Raw genomic sequence first — 18,221 nt, forward strand, 5'->3', positions numbered from 1 at the left:
CATTGGTAAATGTTTCCGTTGCAATTTAGTGACTGAAAATGTTTGCCCTCTGAAGCCCGCTATCGCTTTGATAGCGGGCTTCTTTGTGTGAAAATAGCGCACACATGAAAGCAATAGACATTGGAAGGAAATTACCGTGAATCCGGTTACTAAGACATTTAATTACGGCGATCAGGTCGTAACACTCGAAACGGGTCGTATCGCGCGCCAGGCTACTGGTGCTGTTATGGTTACTATGGGCAGCACCTCTGTGCTGTGTACTGTTGTCGCTAAAAAAGACGCAGCACCGGACGCGGCATTTTTTCCATTGTCTGTTCACTATCAGGAAAAGACTTACGCTGTAGGTAAAATCCCTGGTGGTTACTTCAAGCGTGAAGGCCGTCCGACTGAAAACGAAACACTGACTTCCCGTCTGATCGATCGTCCGATTCGTCCGCTGTTCCCGAACGGCTTTATGAACGAAGTTCAGGTGATCTGTACAGTTATGTCTGCAGACAAGGATAACAACCCTGATATCGCAGCGATGATCGGTACCTCTGCGGCCCTGGCCGTTTCCGGTGTACCTTTTAACGGTCCTCTGGGTGCTGCGCGCGTTGGTTTCACCGACGAAGATGGTTATATCCTGAACCCAACCAACGAGAAACTGGAAGAGTCTCTTCTGGACATGGTTGTGGCGGGTACTGAAAGTGCCGTCCTGATGGTTGAGTCAGAAGCAGAAGAACTGACTGAAGACGAAATGCTGGGTGCAGTACTGTTTGCTCATAAAGAGCTTCAGGCTGTTAACGCGGCAATCAAAGCGTTCGCAGCTGAGGTTGCAACTCCCGCATGGGACTGGCAGCCAGCGGCAGAAGACACTGAAACCAAACAGCTGGTTTCTATGGCTTACGCTGACAAGATTAAAGACGCGTACAAGATCACTGTTAAGCAGGATCGCTACGCTCAGCTGGGCGAGCTGAAAGCAGAAGCGGTTGAGAAACTGGCTAATGAAGAAGGCCCAGCGGCTGATGCCGTTAAATCCGCATTCTCCAGCATTGAAAAACAGGTTGTTCGTCAGTCTGTTGTAAATGGCGAGCCACGTATCGACGGTCGTGATCAGGACACTGTTCGTGATATCCGTGTTGAAGTTGGCATGCTGCAGAAGACTCATGGTTCGGCTCTGTTCACCCGTGGTGAAACTCAGGCGATCGTTACCGCAACACTGGGTACTGCCCGTGATGCACAGATCAGCGAGTCTCTGGCAGGCGAAGTTCGCGATCCGTTCATGCTGCACTATAACTTCCCTCCATACTCTGTTGGTGAAGCGGGCTTCATGGGTGGTCCTAAGCGTCGTGAAATCGGTCACGGTCGTCTGGCTCGTCGTGGTGTTCAGGCGGTTCTGCCGACTGAAGAGGAATTCCCGTACTCCATCCGTGTGGTTTCCGAGATCACTGAATCTAACGGTTCAAGCTCTATGGCTTCCGTGTGTGGTGCGTCTCTGGCACTGATGGACGCTGGTGTACCTCTGAAGGCACCGGTTGCCGGTATCGCGATGGGTCTGGTTAAAGAAGGCGAAGGTTTCGCTGTACTGACCGACATCCTGGGTGACGAAGATCACCTGGGTGACATGGACTTTAAAGTAGCCGGTACATCTGAAGGTATCACTGCTCTGCAGATGGATATCAAGATCGAAGGTATCAACGAAGAGATCATGGAAGTGGCTCTGCAGCGCGCTAACAAAGCCCGCCTGCACATCCTGGGTGAGATGAACAAGGTGATCAGTGAAGGTCGTGAAGATCTGTCTGAGAACGCACCTGCGATGACCACTATCAAGATCGACCCTGAGAAAATCCGTGACGTTATCGGTAAAGGTGGCGCAACCATCCGTTCACTGTGTGAGCGTACCGGAGCTTCTATCGATATCGACGATAACGGTCTGGTTAAGATCTACGCAGAAAACAAAGCAGCAGCGCAGATGGCGATCAACGAAGTTGCTGGCATCACTGCTGAAGCTGAAATCGGTACTGTGTACAAAGGTAAGGTTGTACGTCTGGCTGACTTTGGTGCCTTCGTTAACTTCCTGCCAGGTCAGGACGGTCTGGTGCACATCTCTCAGGTTGCACAGGAGCGTGTTAACGCAGTGAGCGATTACCTGAAAGAAGGTGACATGGTTGCTGTTAAGGTTCTGGATGTGGACAACCGTGGCCGCGTTAAGCTGAGCATTAAAGAAGTAACCGAAGAAGAGAAAGCAGCAACTCTGGCTGAAGAAGCCGCTGAGTAATCTGTGATCTTCTGATCCGGTGAGCCTTCTTTGGAAGGTGTCATCGGAGTAGGGTTCCCTGATGATCGCCTAAGGTTTTCATCAGGCACAAAAAAACCTCGCAGTGTTTTGCTAAAAGCGAATCTGCGAGGTTTTTTTATGTTCCGGTTTTAGTGGTTTATAGCCATTAAAACCTGTTAAGGACTCAGCGAAAAGCTTAGTCCTTAACAGGGAGCAGGCTTAGCGTTCAACCGCCAGCGCAACACCCTGACCACCACCGATACACAGGGTTGCCAGACCTTTCTTGGCATCCTGCTTAATCATTTCGTGAATCAGGCTAACCAATACACGGCAGCCGGAAGCACCAATCGGGTGACCCAAGGCGATAGCACCACCGTTAACATTCACCTTGCTGGTGTCCCAGCCCAGCTCTTTATTAACACTCAGAGCCTGAGCAGCGAAAGCTTCGTTGGCTTCAACCAGATCCAGATCGTTGATATCCCAGCCCGCTTTTTCCAGACAACGCTGAGTTGCCGGAACAGGACCAATACCCATAATCTTAGGATCAACACCCGCATTGGAGTATGCAGAGATCTTGGCCAGAACTGGCAAACCCAGTTCTTCCGCTTTCTTAGCGCTACACAGCATAACCGCTGCAGCGCCATCATTCAGAGTCGAAGCGTTACCCGCAGTGACGGTGCCATCTTTCTTAAAGGCAGGGCGCATACCGGCCAGTTTTTCAGCGGTAGTACCGAAGCGGGCATTTTCATCAGTATCGAAAACAACCGGGTCACCTTTCCGCTGAGGAATGGTTACGGGAATGATCTCATCAGAGAAACGGCCACCTTTGATCGCTTCTTCGGCTTTCTGCTGAGACTGAGCAGCGAACGCATCCTGCTCTTCACGGCTGATCGAGTATTTCTCAGCCAGATTCTCTGCCGTGATCCCCATGTGGATATCATTAAAGGCGTCCCACAGGCCATCAACAATCATGGTGTCCTGTAGTGCCCAGTTACCCATGCGCTGACCGTTACGGGAGTTCGGCAGGATGTGTGCAGATTGGGACATGTTTTCCTGGCCACCTGCGATGATCACATCGGCATCGCCACAGCGAATGGCCTGAGTTGCCAGGTGCAGAGCCTTCAGGCCTGAACCGCAGACCTTGTTGATCGTCATGGCCGGAGTAGATTCTGTCAGGCCACCTTTGATAGCAGCTTGTCGGGCAGGGTTCTGGCCTGCACCTGCGGTCAGTACCTGACCCAGCAGTACTTCGTCGACTAGTTTTGGATCGATGCCGGTTTTTTCCAACAGGCCTTTAATCACAACAGCACCCAGATCGCTGGCAGAAACAGAGCTCAGACCACCGTTAAAGCTGCCGATAGCGGTACGACCGGCCGCGACGATAACAACGTCTTGCATAAGTATTTCCTTTTTCATCAGATAGAGATCTATTATTGTGCTATGCAGCATAGCACTTTTTCGCAGTTCCAGAGACAGAATACGCCTAAATGATGACAAAAAAAAAGCTGACCTTAGGTCAGCTTTTTCTGAATGCGTTGTGCGGTCTGCTTTTATGCAACCTGAACAGGAATCGCATTACTGGTATGGCTGACTTCGTTGCCTTCTGTCATATAGATCAGGGCAGGTTTGAAGTTAGCCAGTTCAGCCTCAGTGTAGTTTGCGTAGGCGCAAATGATAACGCGGTCGCCAACTTTAGCCTGATGAGCCGCAGCACCGTTAACAGAGATAATGCCTGAACCTTCTTCACCACGGATTGCGTAGGTTGTGAAGCGCTGGCCGCCCTCAATGTTATAAATCTGAATTTGCTCGTATTCACGGATGCCGGCCATATCCAGCAAGTTGCCGTCAATAGCGCAAGAACCCTCATACTCCAGTACCGCGTGAGTGACACGAGCCTGATGCAGCTTTGCTTTAAGCATGATGGATTGCATGATGATTAACCTTTATTTCTTTCTGAAAAGCTTTATTTAAAAGCTTTATTTAAAAGCATACTGGAAATGCTATAGAAGCACGCAGGTTTGCTGCAAATAGCAGCTAAGTTGCGCAGTATGCCTTAATGTTATTTTTGATTCAACGCAAATGCGATGTTATCAATCAGTCGTGCTTTACCCAGATGAGCGGCTGCCAGAATAACGAGTTCTGTGTCATTGCTGTCTGCTATTTTAAGGTCAGACTGACGGCGAACGCTCAGATAATCGGGAGTAAAACCGTGGGCGGTCAACTCGTTTTTGCCTTGCTGGCAGAGTGTATCAAAATCTGACTCACCCGCTTCGATCGATTGACGAATTTTGACTAATGTCTGATACAGAGCCGGAGCGTTAGAAAGCTCATCCGGTGTCAGATAGCCATTTCGGGAGCTGAGTGCCAACCCGGATTCAGCGCGAACCGTTGGGACGCCTCTGATTTCAAGGGGCATGCAAAGGTCCTTTGCCATTTTGCGAATGATCGCCAATTGCTGGAAATCTTTCTGACCAAACAGAGCGACATCGGGCTGAACAATATTGAACAGTTTACTGACAATCGTGGTAACACCCGTGAAGTGGCCAGGGCGTGCGGCACCGCAAAGTTCTTCGCCCAGTTCAGGTACCTTCACCTGAGTCTGGTCGTCCAGACCCTTGGGGTAGATCTCACTGGCATTGGGCGCAAACAAAATATGACAGTCTGCTGCAGACAGTTTATCGCTGTCTGCTTCCAGAGTACGCGGATAAGAATCCAGATCTTCGTTGGGGCCGAACTGCATCGGGTTGACAAAGATGCTGCATACGACGGTACTACCTACTTTATGGGCTTCATGAATGAGGTGAATATGCCCGGAATGCAGGTTGCCCATTGTCGGAACGAAGGCGACCCTGCCGGCTTCATTCCTGCTCCGCTCTGCGATGGCAGAGCGTAACTCAGCAATGGAGTGGCAGATAATCATGAGAAACAGTGCTCCTCAGCAGGGAAGGTATTGGCTTTAACTTCCTGGTGATAATTGCTCAGAGCTTCCTGAATGCTAGAGGCATCAGTCATAAAGTTTTTCACAAACTTAGCTGTGCGGCCCATGGTGATGCCTAGCATGTCCTGAATAACCAGAATCTGGCCATCGGTATGAGGTCCGGCACCAATACCAATAACAGGTACCGAAACCGCTTCTGTTACCAGTCGGCCCACTTCAGATGGAACGCATTCCAGCAGGATCATACTGGCACCGGCATCCACCAGCTTTTGGCTGGCTTCAATGATCGCCTGAGCAGCGGCTTCGGTTTTGCCCTGCACCTTGTACCCGCCAAACTGATTCACCATCTGAGGGGTCAGGCCTAAGTGCGCGCAAACGGGAACGCCCCGGCGGGTTAGCTCGGTAATGCCTTCTGCCAGCCAGGCTTCACCCTCAATTTTCACCATGTGAGCACCGGCCTGCATCAGCTTACCGGCATTGATCAGCATCTGTTCGGTGGAGGCGTTACTCATAAATGGCATATCCGCCATAACCAGAGCACCCTGATTGCCGCGGGTAACGCATTGGGTATGGTAAGCGATATCGTCAACACTTACCGGCAGTGTGGTGTTATGTCCCTGCAGAACCATACCCAGAGAATCTCCCACCAGCAGAACTTCGATTCCTGCCAGACTGGCTTGCCCTGAGAAAGTTGCATCGTACGCAGTCAGGCAGCTGAATTTATCACCGGCCTGCTTTAGCTTATTCAGTGTACTGATTGTCACTGTCTTCATTATTATGTTCCGCCATTACAATAACGCCCACTGCTTGTGGCGGTGGGCGTTTCGGAATGTGTTACTTTGACGTTACCTGCATCTAAAGGTAACAAGCTGCGGTAACTTTACTCTGACTTTGTCAGTATCTGCAAGTCATCTGTCGCGATATTAGACAGAATGTCTGTAATAGAACCTTTACCGGGTAGGGTCAATTTGGGGCTTATTTCGGCTAAAGGTAACAGAACAAAGCCCCGTTCATGCATATGAGCATGGGGAACGGTAAGGCGTGGGTGGGTAATAATCGTATCATCAAACAGTAACAGATCGAGGTCCAGTGTTCGTGGTCCCCAGTGGCGTTCACGTACCCGTCGGTGGGCTTGCTCCAGAGCCTGAAGCTGGTCGAGTAACTCAAGCGGCTCAAGGGCTGTTTCCAGCTGTGCCACCGCATTGACAAAATCCGGCTGGTCCTGGGGGCCAACCGGTTTGCTGCTGTATAGCGATGAAGCCGTGATCAGACGAGTGCCCGTCAGTTCATTCAACTCCGCCAAAGCCGTTCTCAGCTGTTGTATCGGATCTTCAAGATTGCTGCCAAGGCCGATGTAAGCCGTATGGCTTTTCGGGGCGTTTACACTCATTCCTGATGATTCCGGTTCTGACTGCCTTTATGGTTGCTGCGACGACGACGGCGCTTTCGGGGCGCTGGCTTGTTATGCTTCTCACTGTGCTGAACCAGATTGCGTCGGGAGTGTGTGTCGCTTTCCTGAAAATCAGTCCACCATTGAGCGAGATCCTGAACGTTTTCGCCGGTTTCTCCCCGCAATACGAGGAAGTCGTAGGCCGCCCGGAATCTCGGGTGTTCTGCCGTCTGGAAGGCCCGCTTACCCTGACGTCGTTCAAGCCGGAGCTGGAACTCCCAGATCTCACGCATTGGCTGGCTGAAGCGCTTCGGTATCGAAGTGAAATCGACCTGAGCTGCTGTTGCCTGCTGCCCTGCCTGTTGCATTGCCGGTACGGGAGGTATGCCCGAGCGAATCAGATCGCCAAATGCTCTTTGGACGACTGGCCATAGAAGCGCAGCGAACAGAAAAGCCGGTGTCACTGGTTTATTCTGACGGATACGTTTGTCCGTATTTTCCAGGGCACGGATAACAAATGCTTCCCGTTCCGGATTCTCTTTCAGGGCGTCTTCCGTGTAAGGGAACAGCGGCTCAAACAGATGGTATTCCCGGAGTAGCTTGAATGTCTCGACAGCTTGCCCTGACAGGAAAAGCTTAAGAACTTCTTCAAACAGACGTGCTGCCGGAATTTGTCGCAGCAGATTCGCTGAGGTTCGTATCGGAGCCTCAGTAGCGGCTTCTATCTTAAAGCTTAGCTTGGCAGCAAAACGTATGGCACGCAGCATGCGCACCGGGTCTTCACGGTAACGGGTTTCGGGGTCACCTATCATTCGGATCAGGCGTTGCTCGATATCACGGATACCACCGGCATAATCGTGAATGGAGAAATCACGAATATTGTAATAGAGAGCATTGATGGTGAAGTCGCGACGCATCGCATCTTCTTCAATGGTACCGAAAACATTATCCCGAACCAGTAGTCCCTGATCGGTCTGCGAGGCATGTGACTTGGCATCAGACGTATCATGAGGGGCGCGGAAGGTGGTCACCTCAATAATCTCGCGACCATAACGAACATGCACAATACGAAAGCGTCGGCCAATAATACGGGCGTTATGGAACAGGCTGTTAACCTGCTCTGGCGTTGCGTTGGTCGCCACATCAAAATCTTTTGGATGCAGATCCAAAAGGGCATCACGAACACAGCCGCCTACGAGAAAGGCATCATAATTTGCTTTTTTCAGGCGATAGAGCACTTTCAAAGCGCTTTCTGAAATGCCGGAGCGGCTGATGGGGTGTTCGTCACGGGAAACGATGCGCAATTCGTGTTGTTCGGATTGCTTGGGGCGCTCTGATTTAAGCAGCTGCCGAATTGAATCGCCGGGACGCTTTAGAAAAGAAGGAATTCCTTTTAGCATCGCTGGGTCTTGAATCTCTGAATAGGAGAGGGGAGTGTACCCTAAAAATAAAAGCGGGGCCAAATTGGCCCCGCCGGAACTGTCCACTTCCATGCGGACGGTATGTCAGACTTCGGTAAATCGCTCTGAATACGCAATGACAGTCTATCGGTGACAAACCTTGGTGGCTTATGCCTTATTATTTTTGTTTTCCAATGCGAAGTATCACTACTTCTGGTTTGGACCGCCTCGTATTCAAAACAATTAATCCAAGGATTTTTTCTCAGTCCGGTTTTTATTTTTGTTATTCGGACTGGCATCTTAAAGCATCGCTTTATTATTGTTGTTACGAGCCTGAGATGCATGAGTTCGCTGTGGTTAACATCGACCTGATTTATTGTTGTTGTTTCAGGTTTGGCACTTATCGGATATTTATTGTTGTTGTTTCCGTTGTTGCCTGATCTTTTCCGCTCTGATTTTTGTTTTTGTTGTATGAGCGTTACAAAATCTGCCAATTATTATTTTTGTTGAGTTGGCTGTTAGTTAACCGTGTTCTTGTTGTTCTTGCCCGTATAGATTGCACTTGCTGTGCCACTTTTTAGAAATGCCTTTAAAAACATATAGTTAGGTGTAGTGCAGTAAAGTTCGCCCAAGATCAAACAGAAGATTGTTACCTGTGAAACCATTATTTGGCTCTGTGTCTGTGTGTTACGGTAACACTCTCAATTTGTCACTCTGACGGGCGGGTCATGCTTTTTTGATTAGGGTCAAAAAAAAGAGCGGGATCTACCCGCTCTTTTTAGAGGCTGCTTTTTTTCTTGGAATCCCAAGGCGTTGACGACGCTCCCAGAGACACTTCCGGCTGATGCCCAGTCGCTGGGCTAGTTCGGTTTCACTCATCTGATCCTGATGTTCCAGAACAAAGTGTTGGAAGTAATCTTCCAGTGACAGGTCTTCCGGGGCCTTTGTGCCATCGTTACGCCCCGCGGAGCGCTGGGGTGGTGGAGCCATGCTGACGGAAGGCAGTGCAGACTGTGCCTGAGGAGGCATACGTGCCGGAGCAATCGTTTCTGGCACGATCCCCATATCATCGCTATGGATCAGGTTTCCTTCTGCCAGAATAACACCGCGCTCAATGGCATTTTCCAGTTCACGTACGTTACCGGGCCAGTCATGTTGCATGATGGCATCGGATGCATGTTTACTGAAACGCAGATTAGGTCGATCCATACGCTTGCAGGCTTCGCCCAACAGATATTCGGCAATCTCCAGAATATCTTCGCCACGCTCTCTCAGTGCTGGTAGGGCGATTTCCATGACGTTAAGGCGGTAATAAAGGTCGAGACGGAACTCACCTTCGCTGGAAAGCTTCTTCAGATTTCGGTGCGTTGCTGCCACAAGGCGCACATTCACCTTTTTTGATTGCACCGAGCCGATGCGGCGGATTTCACCTTCCTGCAGGACACGCAATAAGCGGGCCTGGGCTTCTAAAGGTAGCTCCCCGATCTCATCGAGAAATAAGGTACCGCCATCGGCTGCTTCTACCAGACCGCTTCGGTTGGTATTGGCACCGGTAAAGGCACCCTTTTCATAACCGAAGAGTTCGGATTCGATCAGGGTTTCCGGGATTGCGGCACAGTTTACTGAGATCATAGGCTCGCCTTTTCGGCGACTATGGTTGTGAATCGCTTTAGCGACCAGCTCTTTACCGGTACCGGATTCACCCTGAACCAATACGGTTGCTTCTGTTGGGGCAACTTTACGGATGCGCTGATAAACCACCTGCATGGGCGCGCAGTGACCGATCATGCCCATGGTTCCTGCTTCGGTTGAGGCTGCTTCGGTTTCTTCAACAAGGCTGTCTGCCGATTGCTCTGATTGGCGCTTAGTCAGAATCCGGTTAACGGTTTCCAGCATCTCGTCATGATCAAAAGGCTTGGCGATGTAATCTACAGCACCCTGTTTCATCGCATCCACAGCGGAGCGCATGCTGGCGTAACTGGTCATGATCAGAACCGGCGTGCCTTCAGCCAGTTCAATCAGATCGGTTCCCGGTGCTTTAGGCAATCGGAGGTCGGAAATGACCAGATCATAACGGTTACTTTTCAGATGGCTCAGGGCATCATCAACGGATGCCGCTTCGTTGACGGTGAAATTATGTCGTTCCAGCAACCTTTTCAGAGCGGAGCGGATAATATCTTCGTCTTCTACTATCAGAATCTTGCTCATTTAGTCATTCCACGCGGATTCGCTTTTGGCTTCAGCATGGTAGAGAGGCAAGGTGATGGTGACCTTTGTCCCGCGACCCTGCGTCCGGTCTGCCGGACTGCTGATCTGAATATGGCCATAGTGTTCTTCTATGATGCTGTAGACCAGAGCTAAGCCGAGACCGGTTCCTTCTCCTGGATCTTTGGTGGTGAAGAAGGGCTCAAAAATATGCTCTAACTGTTCTTCAGGGATACCACAGCCACGATCGGTAACATTTACCTGGGCAGTATTGTCCTGAACGGTAGCAGTTATAGTAACACTATCGCCCACATCTGAGGCATCCCTTGCGTTACCTAATAGATTAACAAATACCTGGATCAGTTTTTGAATGTCACCGATGACGTAGAGATCGTCCGGGCACTGGTTATCAAAAGTGATATCTTTTCCTTTAGAACTCAAGGAGATAAGGTTGACCGCTTCATCCACAGCATGGCCGACCAGAAGTGGTTCCTGTGTTGCCTGACTGGAGTGTCGGCCCGCATGGGCAAAGCTGACGAGAGAGTGCACGATACGTGTTACCCGTTTGGTCAGCTGTAGGATCTGATCAGCGGTTTCACCAATCACTTCCGGGTTGTCGGTTTCATATTTGAGGTTCTGTACCAGAGACGAAATACCGGTAATCGGATTACCAATCTCATGGGCTACACCCGCCGCCAGACGACCGATACTGGCAAGGCGTTCACTATGAACCAGTTCCTCTTCCAGTTGCTGGGTTTCAGTATGATCTTCCAGCAGAATCACCGAGCCGCCCATGTGTGACAGGGGCTCCTCGATATGCGCCTTGTGTAGTGAGAACCAGCGCGGCTTACCGTTGTCCTGTTGTACCTTCTGAAACAGATGGGGCGTATGACTACTGACAAACTCGCCCAGCAGGTCCTTCCAAGGGGGGGGTAAGCTGTCAAAACGGGAGCCCACCACCTGATCCATGGGGATGCCCGTCAGCCCAGACATGGTGTTGTTCCACATCAGAATTTCATAATCGTTACCCAGAGAGCAGACGCCGATGGGCAGATACTGCAACGTCTGCCGGTGGTAGCGGCGCAGGGAATCCAGCTCCTTTGCCAGCCCCGTCAGCTGATAACGGTAATTCTCTAACCGGGTCTCAACAAAGTGAATATCCTCAGAATTATGGCTGCTGCCGTTGGACTGATAGGGCAGGTACTGATCGACAATTTCCTGAGCGATGGCCGGGCCCATCAGGCCGGACAAGTTAGCCTGAATCTGATCCCGCAGACGCCGCAAAGCATAGGGCCTGCCATCATCCGGGTTGAGCTGCAGATCATGCAGAGCGGTTTGTACCTCCCGCTCAGCGGTCATCTTGCCGAGAGGGATCGCCAGAAAGCCGATAAAATCTTCGCAGGTTCGTGCATTTAGCTGTAGCCGGTGGGGGCGTGACAGGGCATCGACCGAACAGGAACTGGCACCGGCTTTTTCTTCATCACTGGGTTGCAGAAACAGAGAGGTAAAGATAAAGACCACAATATTCAGAATGATGGATGCCAGAGCTACCTCATACCAGCCATCGCCACCGGAGTGAAAGACCAGATTGGTCGCCGGCAGTGTTACCTGCTCAATGTTGTAAATGAGAGGGATCACCTGACCAAAAATCCAGATGCCGATACCGGCGCAGAGCCCGGCAATCAGGCCGATCCGGTTTGCGGTTGGCCAGTAGAGCACCGCCAGAATCCCCGGTAGAAACTGCAGGATACCGACAAAAGAGGTTAAGCCGAGGCTGGCCAGATCATGTTTTACCCCAAGGGTACGGTAAAACAGATAGGCGGCCAGAATAATCAGGCCGATCAGCAGACGGCGGAACCAGAGCAACCAGTTGTAGATATCGAACTTGGCTCCCGGCTGATAGACCGCCAGTACCAGATGGTTCAGGGTCATCGCTGCCAGCGCCAGTGTTACAAGAATGATGGTGCCGCTTGCGGCAGACAGTCCGGCAATAAAGGCAAAGATACCCACCCAGTTTTCAGCCCCGTTAATACCGATGCCCAGCACCATATATTCCGGTTTGAGGGGGTTACCCTCTGCCATACCTGCCCACAGAATCAGAGGCACCGGCAGGCTGAGCAGTAACAGATAAAGTGGCACCGCCCAGCTGGAACGAAACAGCACATCGGTGGATTGGTTCTCGGTAAAGATAATGTGGAACATGTGCGGCATCGCCACGGCGGCAGCAAAGAACAGCAGTAACATGGTGCGCCACTGACCCGCTTCCAGTGGCTTTTGCAGGGCCTGAAGTTGGTCCGCATGGGCGGTTAGCCAGACATCTAACCCCTGGAAGCCACCGAAAACCTCAAACAGCACGTAGGCGCCAATGGCCAACATCAGCACCAGTTTGATGACGGATTCGAAGGCGATCGCTACGACAAGGCTTTCATGCTTCTCCCGCAAGGAGGTATGGCGGGCACCAAAGAGTATGGCGAACAGAATCATCACCATGCAGAAGCCTAAGGCGAGTGTATGCGGAGAGGCTTCATTGGTCAGAATATAGATGGAGTCGGCTACTGCCTGAATCTGAAGGGCTAACAAAGGGAGAGCGCCCATCAGCATAAAGACGGTTACCAGACTGCCAATCCAGCGGCTCCGAAACCGGAAGGCAAAGAGATCTGCCAGCGATGACAGCTGATAGGTTCGCGTAATTCTGAGTATGGGTACCAGAAGCACAGGGGCTAATACGAAGGCTCCGGCGACCCCAAGGTAATAAGAAAGAAATCCATAGCCGTATTGGTTGGCCAAACCGACAGATCCGTAGACCGCCCATGCGCTGGCATAAACACCCAGTGAGAGCACATAGATCAGAGGGTGACGGGTGACTTTACGGGGTAGCCAGCGGCGCTCTGTGGCGTAAGCGGCTGCAAACAGGAATAGCAGGTAACCCACGCCGATAGCGGAGACTTGCCCCAGACTGAAGCTAAAGTTCATCCAATTTTCTCTTCTGCTCAAGCCAGATAGAAATGCCGATCAGAGCACCCCAAACCAGATAGGGGCGGTACCAGCTGCCGTTACTGTCGCCCCACCAGTCCATCAGAACCGGGGAGAAGAGATAACCGGCAAATACCAGAAAGAGAATCAAACGGTACATATACATGGCAATTTCGCTGTGTTGTTTTTATTCAGACGGGTTTGTTTTTTCAAACGCTGTTTGTTTTCCCGGCGAATGGGCGTTGTCATTTGTACACGCCATACCCGCTAAGGCTGGCCTCGGGAATTTCCTGCTGACGTGCCAGCCGCTCAGGTTGCCACTGATCAACTGCCCAGCGAAGAATATCAGAGTAGGTGCAAGCCTGTATCTCCCGGTCAGGAAATATCTGCAGGGCGGCCAGTGCCCGAAGTAGCAACTGATGCTTCTCTGTACTGTCGATGGCCGGAGCCAGATTCTGTTTGCTCAGCTTTTGTCCGTTAGCCTGAACAATAACCGGAATATGAGCGTAAACCGGAGGCGTGAGCTGAAGGTGTTGCATCAGCTGCAGCTGGCGCGGGGTGCTCTCCAGAATGTCATAACCCCTGACCACCTGATTCACGCCCTGCTCAACATCATCCAGTACGACCGCCAGCTGATAGGCAAAGAGTTTGTCCCGGCGCTGAATAATAAAGTCACCCACCTGATCCATTGCCCATTGGCAGTGTCCCTGAATCCTGTCTTCAATGCTGAAAATGCCCTCTGTTTTAAGACGAATCGCACATTCGGCATCGGCGGGAGGGGGATTTTTACGGCAACTGTTTGGATATACAGTGTAGTCTTTGAGCTGTTTCCGGCTGCACTGACAGCGGTATGCCTGTCCCTGTTTAAGCAACTGATCCACCTGATGCTGGTATCGTTCACTCTGCTGGCTCTGATACATCACGTCGCCATCCCAATACAACTCAAAGGCTTCGAGTGACCGTAAAATAGTATCGCTGGCACCCGGTTGTTCCCGGGGCGGGTCGATATCTTCAATCCGCATCAGCCAGAGGCCGTTATGGGCTTTGGCATCCAGATAACTGGCAAGGGCTGCCACCAGAGAACCAAAGTGCAGCGGCCCAGATGGTGTGGGAGCAAAACGGCCGACGTAGAGCATTTCTGATGCGAAGGAGGATGCTGGTGTCATGGTATTTGTATGGGTCAGTATCCGTTAGTGATTCAAATGAGTCTGTCGTGTATCGGCTTTATCAAACAGAGAGATTACGCAAACAGCAGGCATAAAAAAACCAGCCGTAGCTGGTTTTTTATGGCAGAGTCGGGGGCCGGGTTAGCCGCCGATCTGGCGTTCTTTGATTTCCGCCAGCGTCTTGCAGTCCACGCAAAGGGTTGCGGTTGGACGTGCTTCGAGTCGACGAATACCAATTTCAATGCCACAGGATTCGCAGTAACCGTAGTTACCTTCATCGATATCGGTCAGGGCTTCGTTTATCTTTTTGATCAGTTTGCGCTCGCGGTCACGGGTACGAAGTTCCAGACTGAACTCTTCTTCCTGAGTTGCGCGGTCCGCAGGGTCGGCAAAGTTGTTTGCATCTTCCTGAAGGTGCTGAACCGTACGGTCAACCTCTTCCATCAGCTCTTGTTTCCACTTCAGAAGGATCTGGCGGAAATGCTCCAGCTGATCATCATTCATATATTCTTCGCCGTCTTTAGTTTCGTACGGCACGAATGATTTCAGCTCTAGGTTGTTGGTTGCATTGTCTGGCATACGACTGCCCCATCATATTATGTTGTTGGTGGTCTGGGGGATGCCCGCCGATAAATAGTCCATCATTGGCACCCTCAGCAACGGACAAAACCTGTCACGTTTTTGAAAGCCTTGCTTATTTAGCGGAAAAGTAGAGAAAAAGCAAATTTAGCGGCCTTTTTTCTTCTTTTTTTTGCCGGAATCGCTTCAGGTTTTTACCGGCGGAGCTGCATATCGGTTCGCTTTTCACTATGATGTTCAGCCCCCTAAGAGTGACTTTACGGTGGTTAATCACTGTATTCAGATTCAGGAGTAGTGTATGTCGCTGTCGGATTTCCAATGGGCAAACCGTGTTGCGGATATTGCGCCTTTTCATGTGATGGCTTTGCTGGCCCGTGCACGTCAGTTGCAGGCGGAAGGTCGCGATGTGATTCATATGGAAATCGGTGAGCCGGATTTCTCCTCCCCACCTCAGGTTATAGAGGCGGGTCATCAGGCGTTACGCGATGGCCATACCGGCTATACACCGGCGGCAGGTATTCCTGAACTGAGAGAGGCGATTGCCCGTCATTATCAGACCGCATACGGCGTGAATGTCGATCCGGCACGCATTCTGGTAACCCCCGGTGCCTCAGGCGCTCTGTTGTTGCTGGCGGCTCTTTTAGTGAACCCCGGTGATCAGGTGATGATGGCCGACCCGACTTATCCCTGTAACCGCAACTTTATGCGCCTGTTTGAAGGCCAGTCTCAGCTGATACCTGTGGGGGCCGACAGTCACTTCCAACTCAGCGCTGCCCATATTGAGCAGCACTGGAATGATAAAACCCGTGCCGCCATGCTGGCGACGCCATCGAACCCGACCGGCACGCTGGTGAACCTGGAGCAGCTGGCGGAGATCTCTCAGGCGGTGAGCGCGAAAAAAGGGGCGCTGATCTGTGATGAGATCTATCAGGGGCTGACCTACGGTGTGGAAGCGCAAACGGCACTGGCAGTGAATGATGATGCCTTTGTCATCAACAGCTTTTCGAAATACTTTGGCATGACCGGCTGGCGTCTGGGTTGGCTGGTGGCACCTGAGTGCGCCATGCCGGAACTGGAAAAGCTGGCGCAGAATGTCTTCCTGTCCGCAACAACGCCATCCCAATATGCGGCTCTGGCGGCGTTCCAGCCGGATACCATCGCTCTGCTGGAAGAGCGTCGGGCTGAGTTTGCCCATCGTCGCGATTATCTGTTACCGGCACTGCGGGAGCTGGGTATGTCGATTCCGGTCACACCTGAGGGTGCGTTTTATATTTACGCCGGTATCGACCATCTGACCGATGACAGTTTCCAGTGGTGTCAGGATCTGCTGGAAGAAGAGGGTGTAGCGACAACGCCGGGTCTGGATTTTGGTGTTGAAGGTGCCCGTACTACGGTTCGTTTCGCCTATGCCGCCAGTATCGACAAGCTGGAAGAAGCGGTTGAGCGCATCGGTCGTTTTATTCAGAAGCGCGCCTAACTGAAAACGGAACAGGAACATCAGATATGCGTTGGTCATCACCCCTGCAGCCTGCCACGCTGATAAAACGCTATAAGCGTTTTATGGCGGATGTCGTGCCTGAGACCGTACCGGAGACTATGCCGGAGAAAGCCCGGGAGGCTGCCTCTGAGCCGCAGAGTCAGGCCGGGCAGATAACCCTGCACTGCCCCAATACCGGCTCGATGAAAAACTGTATGGGTGAGGGCTGGCGCGTCTGGTATTCCGATTCCGGTAATCCCAAGCGCAAATACCCCTGTACCTGGGAGCTGTCCGAAACCCCGGGCGGTGATCTGATCTGTGTGAATACCGCGCAGGCTAACCGCATTGTTAAAGAGGCGCTGGAGCAGAACGTCATTTCAGAGTTGGCCGTCTATGGCTCGGTGAAAGCGGAGGTGAAATACGGTACGGAAAACAGCCGCATCGATTTTCTGCTGACACAGGACGGATTACCGGATTGCTACGTTGAGGTGAAAAGCTGCACCTTGCTGGATGAGTCTTTCGGCGAAGGCCGGGGATTCTTTCCGGATGCGGTAACCGCTCGGGGTCAAAAGCATCTGCGGGAACTGCAGCAGATGGTGGCAGAAGGATACAGAGCTGTGCTGCTGTTCTGCGTTAATCATACCGGTATTGAGCAGGTGTCCGTGGCGGATCATATCGATCCGGCCTACGGTAAGGTGCTGCGTGAAGCACTGCAGGCAGGTGTTGAGATTCTGGCTTATAAGGCGGATATTGATCCAAAAGCGATCACCTTGTGCCAGTCGTTACCTGTGGTGGTCGATTAACCCGCCTGAATGGTTAATCAGCAGACTGTGAGCGACTAATGGTATCAGCCGTGCTGAGCATCACGTCACCCTGTTCATTAACTTCGTAGGGAATCGCTCTTAGCTTCTGACCTGCGCAAGGGCCATGGATACACTTTCCACTGTCGATCAGGAATTGCGCACCATGCATGGCGCACTGAATCAGCTGTTTGCTGGTGTCCAGAAACTGATCCGGTTGCCATTCCAGATTGACGCCCAGGTGAGGGCACTCGTTAGCGTAGAGATAAAGCTGATCTTTCTTTTTGACCGCAAAAATGGGGCCTATAGGCGTCTGAAAACCCTTACTACTTTTGTTTTCGATGTCGTCCAGAGTGCAGAGTACGTACATGGTTTCTCTCTTTAGGCTGTTCTACACGCGTCCGGTTTATCCCGGAGCCGTAGCGCTTAAATCTGCCTTTGTTTCGATGACCGTTGGATGTCATATCTGAAATGATGAGACGTAAAAAAGCCGTTTGCAAAGCAAACGGCTGAAAAGTGGTTAGTTGCCTAACCGCGAACACTAGATAACCCCTGTTCGGACAACGCCATCATAGAAATAAGTTGTGACGTTAATATGACAGGGTGACATCGTTTGATAATGGGTTTCACGCTTCCCGGTTGTTTGCAGCAGAACGGCTGCATTAACCTCGGTCATAACGCAGTCGGGTGCCATGATTGAGTGACATGATCAGCTCATCCGCGGAGATCTCTTTTGGAAACAGGCAGCCGGAAATATTGGCCATAGCGATGGATGCTCCCTCCAGCCGGGTGTGGCTGAAATCGATCCCTCTGAGGTCCGCTCCACGAAAGTAAGCGTTACTCATGTCAAGCCCGTGGGCATCCAGCTCTCTGAGGTCCAGCCCCCGAAAGTCTCCGCTTCTCAGGTCGGCAGTCTCGCCGCCTGCACGGGCTCGGTTAAAGCCGTCAATATCCTCATCCCGCAACATTTTGTACAGGACGTTATCTAACAGATGTGGCTTCTGGCTCATAACCGACTCCTTAGGCAAGCTGTGCC

Annotated in this window: 16 protein-coding genes; 3 read left to right on the forward strand and 13 right to left on the reverse strand. The window is 51.5% G+C overall.

Annotation, left to right across the window (positions count from 1 at the left end; genetic code table 11):
- Positions 1-136: 136 nt before the first annotated feature.
- The gene (gene pnp, locus AC4GL5_RS08440) at positions 137-2,257 is read left to right on the forward strand and encodes a polyribonucleotide nucleotidyltransferase (RefSeq protein WP_490382336.1); all 2,121 of its coding nucleotides are present in this window, start codon (positions 137-139) and stop codon (positions 2,255-2,257) included.
- 219 nt (positions 2,258-2,476) lie between these two features.
- On the opposite strand, the gene AC4GL5_RS08445 is transcribed toward pnp, so the two are convergent.
- The 11 genes from AC4GL5_RS08445 to dksA all read right to left on the reverse strand — a co-directional run bounded on the left by AC4GL5_RS08445 (position 2,477) and on the right by dksA (position 14,908).
- A complete protein-coding gene (locus tag AC4GL5_RS08445) occupies positions 2,477-3,655 on the reverse strand; it encodes an acetyl-CoA C-acetyltransferase (protein WP_490382337.1) in 1,179 nt (392 codons plus the stop codon).
- Positions 3,656-3,807: 152 nt separating this feature from the next.
- On the reverse strand, positions 3,808-4,188 hold the full coding sequence (gene panD, locus AC4GL5_RS08450) for an aspartate 1-decarboxylase (protein WP_078320584.1): 381 nt from the start codon (positions 4,186-4,188) through the stop codon (positions 3,808-3,810).
- A 128-nt stretch (positions 4,189-4,316) separates the two neighbouring features.
- Positions 4,317-5,177, reverse strand: coding sequence for a pantoate--beta-alanine ligase (panC, locus tag AC4GL5_RS08455; protein ID WP_490382338.1), 861 nt, complete (start codon positions 5,175-5,177; stop codon positions 4,317-4,319).
- Positions 5,174-5,968, reverse strand: coding sequence for a 3-methyl-2-oxobutanoate hydroxymethyltransferase (gene panB, locus AC4GL5_RS08460; RefSeq protein WP_490382339.1), 795 nt, complete (start codon positions 5,966-5,968; stop codon positions 5,174-5,176). Before panB ends, panC begins: the two co-directional genes overlap by 4 nt.
- A 107-nt stretch (positions 5,969-6,075) precedes the next feature.
- A complete protein-coding gene (gene folK / locus AC4GL5_RS08465) occupies positions 6,076-6,585 on the reverse strand; it encodes a 2-amino-4-hydroxy-6-hydroxymethyldihydropteridine diphosphokinase (RefSeq protein WP_490382340.1) in 510 nt (169 codons plus the stop codon).
- Positions 6,582-7,985, reverse strand: a complete 1,404-nt coding sequence (pcnB, locus tag AC4GL5_RS08470) for a polynucleotide adenylyltransferase PcnB (protein ID WP_490382341.1) — start codon at positions 7,983-7,985, stop codon at positions 6,582-6,584. Before pcnB ends, folK begins: the two co-directional genes overlap by 4 nt.
- Before the next feature lie 765 nt (positions 7,986-8,750).
- Positions 8,751-10,193 (reverse strand): sigma-54-dependent transcriptional regulator, encoded by a 1,443-nt coding sequence (locus AC4GL5_RS08475; RefSeq protein ID WP_490382342.1) that lies wholly within the window; start codon positions 10,191-10,193, stop codon positions 8,751-8,753.
- Positions 10,194-13,163, reverse strand: a complete 2,970-nt coding sequence (locus AC4GL5_RS08480) for a sensor histidine kinase (protein WP_490382343.1) — start codon at positions 13,161-13,163, stop codon at positions 10,194-10,196.
- Complete coding sequence (locus AC4GL5_RS08485; RefSeq protein ID WP_490382344.1) at positions 13,153-13,329, reverse strand: hypothetical protein; 177 nt, start codon at positions 13,327-13,329, stop codon at positions 13,153-13,155. The genes AC4GL5_RS08480 and AC4GL5_RS08485 overlap by 11 nt, the downstream gene beginning before the upstream one ends.
- A gap of 79 nt (positions 13,330-13,408) precedes the next feature.
- The gene (gene gluQRS, locus AC4GL5_RS08490; protein WP_490382345.1) at positions 13,409-14,329 is read right to left on the reverse strand and encodes a tRNA glutamyl-Q(34) synthetase GluQRS; all 921 of its coding nucleotides are present in this window, start codon (positions 14,327-14,329) and stop codon (positions 13,409-13,411) included.
- A 141-nt stretch (positions 14,330-14,470) separates the two neighbouring features.
- On the reverse strand, positions 14,471-14,908 hold the full coding sequence (gene dksA / locus AC4GL5_RS08495) for an RNA polymerase-binding protein DksA (RefSeq protein WP_490382346.1): 438 nt from the start codon (positions 14,906-14,908) through the stop codon (positions 14,471-14,473).
- A 298-nt stretch (positions 14,909-15,206) separates the two neighbouring features.
- Here dksA and AC4GL5_RS08500 point away from each other — a divergent pair, with 298 nt between their 5' ends.
- Both AC4GL5_RS08500 and sfsA read left to right on the forward strand, forming a co-directional pair.
- A complete protein-coding gene (locus AC4GL5_RS08500) occupies positions 15,207-16,385 on the forward strand; it encodes a pyridoxal phosphate-dependent aminotransferase (RefSeq protein ID WP_490382347.1) in 1,179 nt (392 codons plus the stop codon).
- Positions 16,386-16,411: 26 nt separating this feature from the next.
- Positions 16,412-17,188: a DNA/RNA nuclease SfsA gene (gene sfsA, locus AC4GL5_RS08505; RefSeq protein ID WP_490382348.1), complete on the forward strand. Its 777-nt coding sequence runs from the start codon at positions 16,412-16,414 to the stop codon at positions 17,186-17,188.
- 13 nt (positions 17,189-17,201) lie between these two features.
- On the opposite strand, the gene AC4GL5_RS08510 is transcribed toward sfsA, so the two are convergent.
- Positions 17,202-17,555, reverse strand: coding sequence for a Rieske (2Fe-2S) protein (locus AC4GL5_RS08510; RefSeq protein WP_490382349.1), 354 nt, complete (start codon positions 17,553-17,555; stop codon positions 17,202-17,204).
- A gap of 292 nt (positions 17,556-17,847) precedes the next feature.
- Positions 17,848-18,195 (reverse strand): pentapeptide repeat-containing protein, encoded by a 348-nt coding sequence (locus AC4GL5_RS08515; RefSeq protein ID WP_490382350.1) that lies wholly within the window; start codon positions 18,193-18,195, stop codon positions 17,848-17,850.
- Positions 18,196-18,221: the final 26 nt, after the last annotated feature.

Source organism: Oceanospirillum sp., assembly GCF_982874595.1.

Excerpts from the sequence above, each read along its gene's own strand:
- AC4GL5_RS08445 (WP_490382337.1), bottom strand. The coding sequence starts at position 3,655 with ATGCAAGACGTTGTTATCGTCGCGGCCGGTCGTACCGCTATCGGCAGC.
- panD (WP_078320584.1), bottom strand. The coding sequence starts at position 4,188 with ATGCAATCCATCATGCTTAAAGCAAAGCTGCATCAGGCTCGTGTCACT.
- panC (WP_490382338.1), bottom strand. The coding sequence starts at position 5,177 with ATGATTATCTGCCACTCCATTGCTGAGTTACGCTCTGCCATCGCAGAG.
- panB (WP_490382339.1), bottom strand. The coding sequence starts at position 5,968 with ATGAAGACAGTGACAATCAGTACACTGAATAAGCTAAAGCAGGCCGGT.
- folK (WP_490382340.1), bottom strand. The coding sequence starts at position 6,585 with ATGAGTGTAAACGCCCCGAAAAGCCATACGGCTTACATCGGCCTTGGC.
- pcnB (WP_490382341.1), bottom strand. The coding sequence starts at position 7,985 with ATGCTAAAAGGAATTCCTTCTTTTCTAAAGCGTCCCGGCGATTCAATT.
- AC4GL5_RS08475 (WP_490382342.1), bottom strand. The coding sequence starts at position 10,193 with ATGAGCAAGATTCTGATAGTAGAAGACGAAGATATTATCCGCTCCGCT.
- AC4GL5_RS08480 (WP_490382343.1), bottom strand. The coding sequence starts at position 13,163 with ATGAACTTTAGCTTCAGTCTGGGGCAAGTCTCCGCTATCGGCGTGGGT.
- AC4GL5_RS08485 (WP_490382344.1), bottom strand. The coding sequence starts at position 13,329 with ATGTATATGTACCGTTTGATTCTCTTTCTGGTATTTGCCGGTTATCTC.
- gluQRS (WP_490382345.1), bottom strand. The coding sequence starts at position 14,329 with ATGACACCAGCATCCTCCTTCGCATCAGAAATGCTCTACGTCGGCCGT.
- dksA (WP_490382346.1), bottom strand. The coding sequence starts at position 14,908 with ATGCCAGACAATGCAACCAACAACCTAGAGCTGAAATCATTCGTGCCG.
- AC4GL5_RS08500 (WP_490382347.1), top strand. The coding sequence starts at position 15,207 with ATGTCGCTGTCGGATTTCCAATGGGCAAACCGTGTTGCGGATATTGCG.
- sfsA (WP_490382348.1), top strand. The coding sequence starts at position 16,412 with ATGCGTTGGTCATCACCCCTGCAGCCTGCCACGCTGATAAAACGCTAT.
- AC4GL5_RS08510 (WP_490382349.1), bottom strand. The coding sequence starts at position 17,555 with ATGTACGTACTCTGCACTCTGGACGACATCGAAAACAAAAGTAGTAAG.
- AC4GL5_RS08515 (WP_490382350.1), bottom strand. The coding sequence starts at position 18,195 with ATGAGCCAGAAGCCACATCTGTTAGATAACGTCCTGTACAAAATGTTG.